Origin of the sequence: Methanofastidiosum sp. (assembly GCA_020854815.1) — an archaeon.
Lineage (GTDB): Archaea > Methanobacteriota_B > Thermococci > Methanofastidiosales > Methanofastidiosaceae > Methanofastidiosum.
Genome location: JAHKLW010000036.1, coordinates 1 through 14,663, shown reverse-complemented (window position 1 = coordinate 14,663; position 14,663 = coordinate 1). Strand labels below are relative to the sequence as shown.

Annotated in this window: 10 protein-coding genes; all 10 read right to left on the bottom strand. The window is 32.8% G+C overall.

Features of this window, described 5'->3' with window-relative positions; all coding sequences use genetic code 11:
- Positions 1–2,511, bottom strand: a complete 2,511-nt coding sequence (locus tag KO464_04980) for a PAS domain S-box protein (GenBank protein MCC7572725.1) — start codon at positions 2,509–2,511, stop codon at positions 1–3.
- A gap of 616 nt (positions 2,512–3,127) precedes the next feature.
- Positions 3,128–5,896 carry a cation-transporting P-type ATPase gene (locus tag KO464_04975; protein ID MCC7572724.1) on the bottom strand — a complete coding sequence of 923 codons (2,769 nt, stop codon included), beginning with the start codon at positions 5,894–5,896 and terminating at the stop codon, positions 3,128–3,130.
- A gap of 74 nt (positions 5,897–5,970) precedes the next feature.
- Positions 5,971–7,410: a TrkH family potassium uptake protein gene (locus KO464_04970; protein ID MCC7572723.1), complete on the bottom strand. Its 1,440-nt coding sequence runs from the start codon at positions 7,408–7,410 to the stop codon at positions 5,971–5,973.
- A gap of 242 nt (positions 7,411–7,652) precedes the next feature.
- Positions 7,653–8,507 carry a prenyltransferase gene (locus KO464_04965; protein ID MCC7572722.1) on the bottom strand — a complete coding sequence of 285 codons (855 nt, stop codon included), beginning with the start codon at positions 8,505–8,507 and terminating at the stop codon, positions 7,653–7,655.
- 101 nt (positions 8,508–8,608) lie between these two features.
- Entirely contained in the window at positions 8,609–9,505 is an 897-nt protein-coding gene (locus KO464_04960; GenBank protein ID MCC7572721.1) for a UbiA family prenyltransferase, read from the bottom strand.
- Positions 9,506–9,580: 75 nt separating this feature from the next.
- Complete coding sequence (locus tag KO464_04955) at positions 9,581–12,325, bottom strand: cation-transporting P-type ATPase (GenBank protein ID MCC7572720.1); 2,745 nt, start codon at positions 12,323–12,325, stop codon at positions 9,581–9,583.
- 7 nt (positions 12,326–12,332) lie between these two features.
- Entirely contained in the window at positions 12,333–13,139 is an 807-nt protein-coding gene (locus KO464_04950) for a universal stress protein (GenBank protein MCC7572719.1), read from the bottom strand.
- 36 nt (positions 13,140–13,175) lie between these two features.
- Positions 13,176–13,415, bottom strand: coding sequence for a hypothetical protein (locus tag KO464_04945; protein MCC7572718.1), 240 nt, complete (start codon positions 13,413–13,415; stop codon positions 13,176–13,178).
- Positions 13,416–13,446: 31 nt separating this feature from the next.
- Entirely contained in the window at positions 13,447–14,130 is a 684-nt protein-coding gene (locus tag KO464_04940; GenBank protein ID MCC7572717.1) for a HAMP domain-containing histidine kinase, read from the bottom strand.
- Positions 14,131–14,663, bottom strand: a 533-nt coding sequence (locus KO464_04935; GenBank protein ID MCC7572716.1) for a PAS domain S-box protein, incomplete at its 5' end; no start/stop codon positions are given.

Genomic DNA, 14,663 nt, shown 5'->3' with positions numbered 1-14,663 from the left:
TTATTCCTCTCTAATTCTTAATGGCATAGTAATAGTAAACACGCTTCCCGTTCCATATTCACTCTCTAGGAAAATATTACCATTCATAAGGCTCAATAATTTTTTTACAAGATGAAGGCCTAATCCTGTACCCTCAACTTTTTTTGTCAATTTATCATCTAACTGCTGAAATGGTTCAAATATTCTATTAAGGTCCGCTTTTTTAATTCCAACTCCTGTATCAATAATTTTAATTTCAAGCTCTTTATTATCCAAGATTTTGACCATAATTTTAACACTGCCCTCATTTGTGTATTTTATTGCATTGCTTACAAGATTTAGGATTATCTGTTTAAATCTTCTCTTATCATTATAAAGAGTAATATTTTCAGGTATAGATTTCTCAATTTTAAGATTCTTATCCTTGGCCATTGTATCAAATGTCAAAATAACTTCTTCCATCAATTCTTTCAAGTCAAAATATTCACAAGAAAGTTCTATTTTTCCAGCTTCTATTTTTGAAATATCCAAGATATCATTTATAAGGCTTAAAAGATGCTGTGAACTTTTTTTAACAATGCTTAATTGTTTAGTTTGTTCATCATTTAAATTTCCTGCAAGCCCCTGTAACAATATTCCAGTAAAACCTATTATAGAGTTTAATGGTGTTCTAAGTTCGTGGCTCATACTCGATAAGAATATTGATTTAAGTCTATCAGCTTCTTCTAGTTGTTTGTTTACCTTATGCAAATTTTCTTCTGCTTTCTTTCTTTCAGTTATATCTGTGCCAACTGAAAGAATACCAACTAGTTCTCCTTTGTCATATATTGGTTTGTTATTCCAGTATACCCAGATTCTTTTCCCATTTTTCTTTATGTTTTCATTTATACTAATGGAATATTTATCAGGTTCTTTTATTACTTCGGCAGCTAGATTTTCTAAAATCCTACCATTCGATTCTAATTTGGGCAATATTGTTTCGGCCCAAGTTTTGCCTATTAGTTCCTGTTCTTCATAACCAAAGAATTTAAGTCCAAACTCATTCATTGAAATAATTCTTCCGTCCTTGTCAAATTTTGCGATTATGCTGTTGGCATTCTCAACAAGCTCTCTGTATTTCTCTTCACTTTCTTCTAATAGTTCTTCTGCTTGTTTGCGAGAAGTAATATCAACAATGACTCCAATAATTGCTTTGAACTCTCCATTTTGATTTCCTATGGAAGATACGTATAAGTCTCCCCAAAAAATACTTCCGTCTTTTTTCTTGTATCTTTTCTCAAGTGAGTATGAATTCAAATTACCATTAATAAGATTATCTAAATTTTTTATTGTTAGGTCAATATCTTCGGGAAATGTTATATCTAAGATATTTTTACCTATTAATTCTTCTTTAGAATATTCAAACATATCTGCCAATCTATCATTTAAATCGATAATTTTGAGATCCTTATCTAACAGATCTATTCCTACTGCTGCATTATTATATATGGATTCAAATTTTGATTCACTTTCTATTAACAATTTTTCTGTAAGTTCCCTATATTTATCTTGACTTTTTTTAAGAGATTCTTCAGCATCAAGTCTATGGGCAATCTCATTTTGAAGATCGCCTATTGCTTCGTTTAGGTGATTTGTTCTTTTCTTCACCTCCCTAGTTAATAGCATGCTCGCACTAACAAATATTAATAGTGCCAAAAGTATGACTCCTACAACAGTCTTTGCCCATTTTGGGAATATCTGTACTTCTTTTGCAGAATATATTGGCATATATTCATTAATACTGTAGTAGTATATAGAATCATGATCATCTTTTAACATCTTTAGATGATAATCAATTTTTTCTATCAAATATTGATTTTTTGAGCTTCCTTTAGGAAATCCAAAAAGTAGTTTAATTGGAGAATAGATTAAGGAGGATTTTGCTATTTTTGGATTATTCTGTAATTCAGATTCATAAAGTCTTGTTAAAATGCCTGCGTCAACGCTCTCTTCTTCAATTAACTTAATGACCTCATTATACTCATTTACCTCTACAAAAGTACAGTTAAGATCAAAATTATCCATCAGATTTTTGATTCCATTTGGCCCAACATAATAGATATCACCATTAACTACGGCGATTCTTTTATATTCCAAATCAAGGAATGATTCTATTTCTAAACTAGGCATAGAATAAACTTGGGCCCAGTTAGGAAACAGTGTTTCTTTAGAAAAATCGGCATATATTGCACGCTCGGGAGAGTACGCAACAGCAGTTATAATATCAATTTCATTATTTTTGATTCTAGTTAGCCCCTCATTAAGAGTTCCATAAACATATTGAATCTCCCATCCTTCCTTAATGGCAATATAGTTTAGAACATCCGCATATAGCCCCTTAATATTTCCATTATTATCTTGGAATACTAAGGGCTCGTCTTCATAAAATCCAACTTTAACAACAATTTTTGAATCTTCTGCATAGAGTGGAGATATAAAAAGAAATAGACTAATAAAGATTGAAATAGAAATATAATAAGTTCTATTTTTCATTTTGTCTTCTCCTTTTTTTATAAAAAAATTAAATTTATATTTTTTATCCATATACTATGTCTGTTTTTTCTTTAAATAACTATCTAAAATTATCAAGTAATTATCAAATAATGGGCAAATGATTACAAATCTTTGAAGTATTCTTATTCATTTGGTCACCGATTATATGTTTTAATTAGATTAAAGACTACTAAAAACTAGAATATATTAGATATAAATATATTGATATAAATTAAAACTGTCGCAAAAAAAGAATATATCATTCTATCTAGCAAAAATAATAACAGGAATTAAACTAGATAGTGTAATTAAAATCATTGTGCCAAGAATTAGCTTACTAATCTCAGGGTCTTGTTTTTCAAATTTAATTTTAGATAATAGAATAAATGATAAGTATGCGGAACAAATTGGAAGTAACAAATATAAATAATTAAGTTGCCGCAAGCAAAAAACGTAATATAAATAAATTCCAAATATTCAAGTAATCAGAGAACAGATAGAAGAAAAAATTAAAATATTTTAGGCCCAATCGTCGATGTCAATGTTTTTTTTAAACTTTTATTTATTTCTCTCATTTAATTTTTGACAAATTTCTCAAAGTTACGTTCTTATTTGTTTAGATAACTAGATTTTTTCTTTTATTATTAAATTTTTTAAAAAGTTTTAACAATTCATAAACGATTAGGTATAGTCCAGCAGAAAATATTATATAACCCCAATCTAAGATTTCAATGCTTCCAAAAGATAGAAAATCACTAATACCAGGGCCATATATTGCAAATGATACCAATCCTATTGAAAAGACGATTGATCCCAATAGTATTTTATTAGAAAAGAAATTTTTATTAAAAATTGAGGTGTATGCATATCTTCTCTCTAAGGTATTGATAAACTGACAGAACACAATTGTACAGTAGCTAAGTGTAGTTGCTTTGAGATAGAAAATGCTATCAAGATTTTCCATTGTTAACACAATTCCTTCTCGATCCATGAAAAGTAGAAAATTCATAAATGCTAAAAATCCTATTATTACCCCTAAAATCATGACCTCTGCGCCAGAAAATTTGTTAAATATGTGTTCACTTGGCTTTCTAGGTTTTTGGACCATGATGTCCGGATCAGGCGGATCAAAAGTAAGGAATGTTAGAGGCATTATCTGTCCAAGTAGATCTATTGCAAGTATTTGTGCCGCGAGAATTGGTATCGGATAACCCCAAAGAGCTGCTCCCAGAAGACCTACTAAAACTAATGTCAATTCACCACTGTTTGTAGTCATAGATGCAGAAACTGTCTTTCTTAGATTATTATATATTGTTCGGCCTCCTTTTACCGCATCAACTAGCGTAGCAAAGTTATCATCCAGCAATATAAGATTTGAAGCTTCTTTGGCAACCTCAGTTCCTTTTAAACCCATAGCAACCCCAATGTGGGCTCTTTTCAGTGCCGGGGCATCGTTTACTCCGTCCCCTGTAACTGCCACAATTTCTCCTTGGCCCTCCAATATTTTAACAATTCTCAACTTATCTTCAGGATCTACCCTTGAAAAAATAATTGATTCCTTCCCGCCAATATACTCAACTAATTTATCATCAGTTAGTTCTTTCAGTTCTTTTCCAGTTATAATTGGCGTTTTGTTGTCTTCAGAAAGCCCTATCTCTTTTCCTATTGCTTCGGCAGTTAGTGCATGATCACCAGTTAAGATAAATATTCTTATATGTGCTTTTTTAGCATCAGAGATAGCTTCCCTCACCCCTTCTTTTGGAGGATCCATCATTGCCGCAAGGCCCAAGAAAACTACCTCTTTTTCAGTCTCTTCTGCTTGGCATTCTCCTTTATAATCTAGCGACCTATATGCTATGGCCAATACTCTCATTGAGTTTTGAGCATAATGCTCATTTGCTTTTTTTATAGCAGAAATGTTTTCTTCTGTCAGATTTTTTTCCTTTCCATCCAGATAGATGTATTTACTTATCGAGAGTATACTGTCAATGGACCCTTTGATATACAAAAAATGACCAGTTTTTTCTTTTCTTATGGAGCCCATTCTCTTTCTTTCTGATGAGAATGAAAATTCTTGTATTTCGGGACATGATTTATTTTCTTCATTGCAATCAATGCCTATTTTGTTGGCTGCAGTAATAAGTGCACCTTCTGTAGGATCGCCAATGCAATACCACTCTTTATGTTCTTTATCTGGGGGGCGTATTTCTGCATTTGATGCCATAGATGCAGCTTTGAGCATTGTTTTTATCTCATCTCTTTTTTCGTTGGAAATTAATTTATCTTCAACGTCTGAAATATCCCCTTCTGGCTGATAACCAAGGCCAGAAATTTTATACTCTTGACCGTTAAACCAGAGTGACCTTACCGTCATTTCATTTTTTGTTAGAGTACCAGTTTTATCTGTGCAGATTACTGTAGTTGAACCAAGAGTTTCTACTGCAGGTAAAGATTTTACGACTGCTTTTCTATTTGCAAGGTAATTGCTACCATTTGATAATGCTACCGTAACTTCTGCAGGTAAAGCCTGTGGCACGACCGCCATTGCAACTCCTAATGCATATACTAGGCTCATATACACTGAGAAATCTTGTATTAAACCTAAAGTGAAAAGACCTAAGCTTATTATAATGACAATAATCGTCAATTCTCTTGCAAGTAATCTAAGTTCTTTCTGTAAAGGCGTTTGGACATCACTAGTTTCTTCAGTTAAGCTTGCAATTTTTCCAGTTTCTGTTTTCATTCCTGTTGCAACTATTATTCCTATAGCATTTCCTGATGCAACAGTTGTCCCGGTGTAAGCCATATTTTTTCTATCGGCAATTCCAACTTCATCTGCAATAGGCTCGCTACTCTTTCCTTGGGGCAGGGATTCTCCGGTAAGGGTAAATTCATTTGTCTTAAAATCTGAACATTGGATAATTCTTATATCTGCTGGAACTTTATCCCCTTCTTCCAATTTGATGATGTCGCCCGGTACAAGTTCTATCTGGGAAACCTCAGCTAACTCTCCGTTTCTGATAACTTTTGCCCGTGATTTGACAAGACCTTTCAACTTCTCTATAATTTTATTTGCTTTATATTCGTGAACAAACCCTATTATTGCGTTTACAAGGACAATGAGGAATATGATTGTGCCATCCCTATAGCTTCCAATAAAAAATGAGATTAGAGCCCCGATAATTAATATTATAACTAACAGTTCTTTGAATTGAGATAAAAGCAGCAGCCATAAAGGAATCTTAATCTTGGCTTCAATTTCATTATTTCCGTACTGATTTAAACGTTTCTTAACTTCATTTGAAGTTAAACCATCTTCTAATGAAGATGAAAATTCAGAAATTATTTCTTCAGAGGTTTTGTGATAATAGTCATTATTTGGCATTTTTTCAACTATAGCTAGTTATAGGAGATATTATTTAAGTTTAACTTAATACAGCCTTTGAATTAATTCTTTTCTCATTCTTTCCAGTATGCCGGCGAGAGCAAAACTAGCAAAGTAAATATTTCAAGCCTGCCTACGAGCATGCAAAATGAAAGCAATATTTTGGCTCCCGGGCCTAAAACATAGTAAGTCGTTGCAGGTCCGACAAGACCAAGTCCAGGCCCCACACCACCCATGGTAGCAGCAACGGCAGATAGCGACGTTATCATATCCACTCCAAGCCCCGTCATTATAAGGCATGATACGACATAAACGGCCAGATAAGAAGCAAAGAATGTTCCAATATTCACCAAGGTCTCCTGAGGTATAACTTTTCCCCTGAAGTTAATAGGCATTACAGCATGAGGGTGGATAATTTTCTTGAGCTCTCTCACACCTGCTTTTGTTAGGATTGTTATCCTCATTATCTTTATTGCCCCCGCAGTAGAACCGGCGCATCCCCCCATGATCATGAGAAGAACTAATATTAATCGGGAGAAGTCTGGGTATAAATTGAAATCAGCAGTTGCAAAACCAGTTGTTGTGGATATGCTCATAACCTGAAAAGTGGCATATCTAAAGGATTGGCTCAATGAATCATAGATATGCGTTCTAATATCTAAAGTCATGAAAAGAATAGAAAATGCCAATATACCCACATAGAAAATAAACTCTTCGTCTTTGAAATAATCAAACTTTCTCCTGAAGGCGTTATAGTGCAATGTGAAACTTGTGGCCCCTAGGAACATGAACAGCACTATCACACCTTCAATATACGGGCTGTTATAGTAGGCGATGCTAGTATTTTTTGTTGAGAATCCACCTGTCGCAATTGTTCCAAAGGTGTGACACATCGAGTCAAAAATATTCATTCCGCCAAACAAAAGCAGGATGATCTGCGCCCCCGTAAAAAGAAGATAGATCCCATACAGGCTCTTTGCAACGTCCCTTAACCTTGGCTTTATTTTCTCAAGTTGGGTCACTGAGGATTCTGGAGATATAAGTTCCCTTCCGCCGACAGAGAGAGCGGGAAGCAGTATGAAGGCTAAAAATATAATCCCCATTCCTCCAATCCAGTGGCTTAGCGATCTCCAGAACAGTATGCAGTGGGGAAGCGCTTCTACATCATTTATAATGGACGCCCCTGTTGTAGTGAAACCAGATATGATCTCAAAAAATGAATCTACAAAGCTAAAATTTCCAGAAAGATAAAAAGGCAGTGCTCCGAATACAGACGTTATTATCCAGCCAAACGAGACTATCCCTATCCCTTCAACGACCCGGAGTTTATCATTCTCTTCTTTTAATAATTTGTTCAAGGCTAGCCCAGTGGCAAATGTAATAATTGCGCATATAACAAATAGATAGGTTTCTTCTTCATGGTAGTAAAGCCCCCACGGGATTGGGAGAAGCATTGCAACTCCAATAAGCTGAAGGATGTAACCAACCACATGGAAAACTGGCCCAAATCTCATATGCACCACGAATTTAAATCGTCTAATCGGAATATCGATGCATTGCTTTCTTTTTCTCTTCAAACTTCATTTTTAAATATGACAAAAAAACAAAAAAGGCCAGGAATATAAGAGTTATTGTGATAATTTCAAGATATTCTATCAAAATCCTTTGAATTATACCCGTACACTCACCTTCAGAATAAAGATTTTATTCATTTTCTTTTATAACAGTTTCCCAATTATTCTGGCAAAATCTAAACTTATGTCAAAAAAATAAATAAAGGCACAAATACAGAAAAAGCAATTAAAATCATTATTTTCATAATCAATGTGTCAATTTTAAAATCAAATTTATTAATTGAATTTATTATAATAGCTGATAAAATTATTGAATAAAAAGTAATGAAATAATAAAGATAACTATATTTCGCAGAAACTAAGTAAAATTTCAAATAAATGCTAAGAATTCCAGTAATAATAACACAACACAGAGAAAAAATTAAGTTATTTTTATATCCAAGTATCGATATCAAAGTTTTCTTTGAAACTAATCTATCGGATTCTAAATCTGGAATACCCGCTAAAGCAACACCTGCCAATGACGAAAAGAAAATGGGTATAGAGATAATCCAAATAATTTTAGTATCAAGTACCCCCCCTTGAAAAACGTAACCGCAAATAATAACATAAAATCCATGTATTAGTGCAACGTTAACTTCTCCTAAACCCCTATAGGACAATTTTATTGGAGGGGCAGTATAAGAAATGCCAAGTACAAAACCCAAAATTAATAAAAATAATACTTGATTAGAAAATAAAGTTATTTTTAATAAGTAAAGAGAAGCTATCAAAAATGATAAAGTTACAAAAATCAAAGCTAACTTAATCTCGTTGATTGAAATTTTATTTTCAACTAAAATTCTTGAACCGCCAGTTAATCTACCAAAGTTTTTATTGAGTTTATCTCCTTCAAAATCATAATATTCATTTATTAGAACAGTTGCTAATTCAATTAAAAATATAATAAAATATCCAATAAGATAATTTGTCGGATAAAATAAAAATTTTAACTTATATGAAATCAAAGCCCCTAAAGAATAAGCGACAAATGGCATGGAATAGAATTCCAATCGCATTATTTTAATCCAAGAACTAATTTTTGTCTTTGATATCATCAAATCCTATATAAGTATTACGATTCTCCTTTTATTATTTGTTATATTGTTGTGCCTATAATTATAGAAATGGAGTATACTAACATTGATATATGGTATAAAGGAAGGATTTTAAGACTCTTATCGGGACTTGGATCTTTTACTAATAAATAGATTCCAACAAATAATAGTGCAAACGGTATTAAGAATCCATAAAAAGTAAATCGAGGAAGAATTGAGAGAAACAAAATTGCTGCTAAAAAATGGATTAAATTGAATAATCCAATCCATCTTACAGTTCCTTTGATACCATAAAGAACTGTTATTGTATTCATCTTTCGGGCAATATCATTTTTAATATCAATTAGATCGTTTAAGCCTAGATGAGATAACGCAAGTGGATAAAAGAAAAGAAAAAATAACAATGCTACTTTGTCCGGAGCTCCAACGCATAAATACCCTGCAACTGGAAATATGGCAAAATCAGTTCTGCCAAGAAGCTGTGCAAACGGGAACTTCTGATTCCTTTTTTTGATTTGATAAAAGTATTCCATAAAATAACAGTAAAAATAAATTAACATGACATAAAGAGAGTTGGGAAAGGGTAGGGTAAGGATTAAGGAGATAGTAATAATAATAAATAATAAGAATAGTCTTAATGCATTTTTTGGAGATATTTCTCCAAAAGGCAAAGGCCTACTTTTATAGGGCCTCCAATAGAAAGTTAGTTTATCGTATTCTACATCGCTTTTGTCAATATCTCTATCAATATAGTCATTTAGTATCATTCCACCTTCAAATCCAAATAGGCCTATAAGTGCGGCTTTAATTACTAAAGCCCAGGAAAATCCTCCGTAGTTATATAAAGCTAAAAATAAACCGGAGCAAAATATCAAAGGCCATGCAAACATGAAATGAGCCCTTGTTAGATCACTATAAGATTTGAAAGTTTGCTTCACTAAATCTCCTTATTTAAAGAAAGATGTGGGGCAGTTTAAATTATTAATTGTCAAAAAATGACAAATAATTAAAAATTATATTTCATTAAATCCTAGCTTCGGCATCAGGTATTTTCTTAATTCATCTACGACGAATATCAATAATGCAAAAGGTAAAATCAGCAAAATTAATTCGGGTTCTATTGAAGCAGTTCCAAGAAAAGTCTTAAAGACTTGAAGGTTAGTGAAAGCGATAATTAAAATTATCTCACTAATTATCCCCAAAAATATGTATTTATTTTTAAAAAAGCCCATTTTGAATATAGAATTTCTAAGGCTTCTGCAACCAATAACATTCACAATTTGACACACTATTATGGCGACGAGACACATCGTTGTAGCTTTAAGATAAAGTGGATCTGTGAATGCTAACTGCGTTCCCAAAATCCAGCCACCTTGTTTTAATACCCACCAGAACCCATACAATCCTGCAGCAGCTTCGATTGGCCCTATAAGTCCATATGATTTTATTATAAGAGGTATAGTTAGAAGTCTGTCTTTTCTAGAACGAGGTGGCCTTTCCATCACATCTATTTCAGCAGGCTCTGTTCCAAGTGCAATTGCAGGAAGCATATCCGTACCTAAATCTATTGCCAATATTTGAATAACTGTTAGAGGAAGGGGAACTCTAAACAAAACATATACTATAAAAGGAACTATCTCAGGTACATTACTAACTAGTATATAAGAAATAAACTTCTTAATATTATCATAAACAGCTCTGCCTTCAAGTACCGCTTCCACTATACTCTTAAAATTGTCATCTATTAGTATAACATCAGCAGCTTCTTTTGCCACATCCGTCCCACTCCCCATTGATATCCCTATATCGGCCTCTTTTAAGGCGGGTGCATCATTTACGCCGTCGCCTGTGACTGCTACAACTTCTCCCATCTGTTTTAAAGCCATTACTATATCAAGTTTATTTTTTGGGGATGCCCGCGCAAAAATAATTTCTTGATTCTTTAATATATTTTTCAGATCTTCTAGTCCCATATTATTGACATCTGTTCCTTCTACTACTGTAGGAGTGTCACTTTCAATTATACCTACGCCCCTTCCAATAGCTTCAGCCGTAAGTTTATTGTCACCCGTTATCATTACGACCTTGATTCCTGCACCCTTGCATTTATTAACTGCCTCTTTAACCCCTAATCTGGGAGGGTCTATCATCCCAACTAATCCTATAAATACAAGGTCTTTTTCGACATTCTCTGCAGTATATTTTTCTTTTTCATCTACAAGTCTATATGCAAGTGCCAAAGTCCTCAAAGCATTCTTTTGAAAATTTTCTGCTTTTTCTTGGAGGTTCTGTTTGCCATCCGAAGTTAAATCAATTTCTTTTCCATTTATTAATATCTTATTTGACAACGATATGACTGACTCCGGCGATCCTTTAACATAAGCGACAGTTGTTTTTCCTTTGTATATTGTACTCATCATTTTTCTATCCGAGGTAAAGGGTATTTCAAAGATTCTTTCCTCAAATTGGCAACTTGTATCTGTATCTATAATTTTTTTTGCTAAAACTAAAAGTGCACCTTCTGTTGGGTCCCCAATTATAGAATACTTGTCTTCCTCAAAAGTTAATTTTGAATTGTTACAAAAGAAGGAAGTTTTTAGAAAAGGGATTATAGGTTCAATCTCTTTTTCATCTAAATCTTTTTCCCCCATCTGAAGTTTTCCTTCAGGTTTATACCCAACTCCAGAAACATCATACTCTTTACCATTGACAAATATCTTCTTAACAGTCATCTCATTTTGTGTGAGAGTTCCAGTTTTATCCGTACATATCACAGTTGTAGATCCGAGAGTTTCAACAGAGTTTAGACTCTTTATTAAAGCATTTTTCTTAGCCATTTTCTGGGCTGCAATCGATAGAGTCAATGTGACAGTTGGGAGAAGGCCTTCTGGAACATTTGCAACAATTATTCCTATTCCAAAAATAAAATTTGCAGTGAAGGTGTTTCCTAAAGACCACCCTATTAAAAAGAATGTTATTCCAAGAAAGATGGCAATTATCGAAATGTATTTAATAAAATAGGATATCTCTTTTTGTAAAGGTGTCGGATCTTCGTTTATTTCCTGGGTAAGGCCAGCTATTTTTCCAAATTCTGTTCCCATTCCTGTGGCAAAAACGATAGCTTTCCCAGAGCCTGAAACTACAGTAGTTCCAGAGAATACTACATTTTGCGAATCCAGTATATTTCCGCTAAAAGGATCTACACTTCGCTTTAGAGATTTTGATTCACCCGTTAAAGGTGCATTATTTACCTTCAACTCATACTGCTCAATTAATCTTGCATCTGATGGAACTTTATCTCCTTCAGATAGAATAATAATGTCCCCAACTACAACTTGATTTGAAGGTATTTCTTGTTCTATATTTTCTCTTAATACTACTGCCAAAGGTGCCAATAGTTTTTTTAGAGCTTCGGCCGCTCTTTCGGCCTTATATTCTTGGTAAAAAGTAAAAAATGCATTTATAAAGATTACAGCAACTAATGCGATACCAAGATTAATATTTCCTTCTCCTGGTGACAGATATTCACCTAAAAATGAAAGACCGCTCGCAACCCATAGTAAAATAGCAAAGAAATTAAAAAATTGTTTCAGTAGTTTAACGTATAAAGGAGTAGCCCTTTTTTCCTGAATCTCATTTGGACCAAATGAAGAAAATCTTTTTTCAACTTCATCTTTAGAAAGTCCTTCTTTAGACGATTGAAGATTTAAAATAGCTTCTTCTACTGAGAGCTCATGAATATCTTTTATTTGCTCCATCTATGCACTACTCCCTTGACCTCCAAAATAATAAGTTAGATGGAGTCCTCCTAAGTATATCTTCAACTTCATTTCCCATAAGAAACTCTTTTAGAGTATTCTGAGCTTTAGCTTTAACAAAAAGGAGATCGTAGTTTGAAGCCATTGTTTCATCAAGTATTCCATCAGTTGCATGCTCACATTCTCGAATTATAAGATCTGTATGAATTCCATTTTCTTTAAGTTTATTAATAAATGGCGAATAATAATTTTGAGTTTCGGTGAAAGCTTTTTGCATCTCTTCTTTATCCATTTTTTCGTTAGGATTTTTAATACATCTCAATACAGATACATTTAAATCTAATGATTTTGAAAGTGCTTCGATTAAAAAAATTCTTTCTTTAGGATAATAATCTTTATCATAAAGCGGAACTAGTAATTTTTTATGTTGTTTTAATGGCCTTGCCTTAACAATCCTAATACCTATAACAGAAGACAAAGCGTATTTCATTAATCTTTGTGAAAAGCTACCTATAAAAAATAGACCATTTTCCTGTCTTTTTAAAGGAGTGATAACTAAATCGAGATCTTTGTCTCTAATAATTTTGTTTAACTCGTAGAGTATGTCGCCCTTGATATCTAGGATTTCTGCTTCTAATCCTTCTTCTTTTGTTATCTTTTTAATGAAGTCAATGTTTTCTAAAACTCCCTTGTTATCAGTATAAGGTACTAAGAATAAAGATGCATTCGAACATTTTGAGATTAAAGTTGCATACATTGCCACTATTCTTACTTCTAGACCTACATCAACAATTAAAAAGATGCGTTTGAACATTCATAATAAATAAGAAAAATTACTTTAAATAAGTTCTTATTTTCTAGAATAAATCATATAAGAAAATACCAATATAACAGCAACTATGACTCCGCCGATAAAAATGCTAGAACTTAAGAACAAGGAGTATACGGGGTCTGAAGACCCGGTAGACGGTAACCTGATTGAGCCAATGAATGAAGTAAAAAGGATATAACCTATCACTAACAAGGGCAAAAATCTTCCCCAGCCTGTTGCTTTGGGTCGTTTCTTAGGAATCTGATCAAAATCTTCCATGATTATTATTATATTTATAAGTTTATAAATGTTATAGTGTATTATTTTCGAGATTGCAATACGGAGAGTTTAGAGTAATTACAAAAATAGCTCCTTGTGGTTTATTGTCTTCAACTGAAATTGTGCCACCGTATCTATCAATTGTTTTTTTAACAATGTAAAGACCTAGACCACTGCCTTTACTATCCCCAAAGCTTAAACCTTCTTCAAAAACATTATCTTTGATATCATTGGGAATGCCTTTTCCATAATCTTTTATTCGTATTTCGCATATATTATTCTTAGAAGAGATATCTATATCAATTTTATCTGATTTGCCGTGAATAATTGCATTTCTCATAATATTTTCAAACACAGAAAATAATGCCTGGTCAGTTAATGCGGTTGCTTCACCATTTATATTGATTTGTGGAATGTGTAAATTAGTAGAAACTTCTTCAGCTATCTTCCTTATATTCATCGGAGTTAATTCTCCCTTATTAATTACAAAAGATTCAAGTTCTCGAATTCTTTCAATTAATTCTATTCCACCATCAACAGAACGATCCAACTTACTGAGTAAGGCTTTATCTTTTTTTTCCTCATAAAGCCATAGTGAAGATTTCATTACGGCTAATTTATTTAGAAGATCATGTCTAAGAATTTTATTTATTACCTGTAGAGTTTCGTTTAAATCCTCAATTTGTTTATTTGATTTTATTAATTTGTCTTCCATTTATTTACGATTAGTTATGTCATGCAGAGCAATGAGGTATCCAATAAAAAAATTATTAGAATCATATATATTTGAGAGGTCCATTTCAAAAATCTTAGTTCCTTTAACTAAATTAGTTTTATTGGTATGATTTTTAGAAGATAAATTAAGATATTCTTTGTTAAGTTCAGGCCACATATCTGAAATCTGTTCTAACTTTTTTCCACAGACCTTGCTACTTTCTAATCCAAGAGTTTTTTCCATGGCAGGGTTTATTTCAACAATTTGATTAAGTCTGCTTAAAACTATAAAAGAATCGTTCATATTTTTAAAAACATTTTGGTAAGCTATGGGCACTATGTCCAACAATTGGTACTTTGTTATTCCAATTAGCAAGACAGCCCCCATTAGGGAAAAAGAAACTGAAGTAAAGTCTACGGGCGAGATAATTATTCTGGACAGATGTATCAAATTTGCTATCCAAGTTATGAATATTGCAATTATAAATGTTATTTTTTGCTTTCTATTGATTGAGTTAGATAAATTGAAGGATT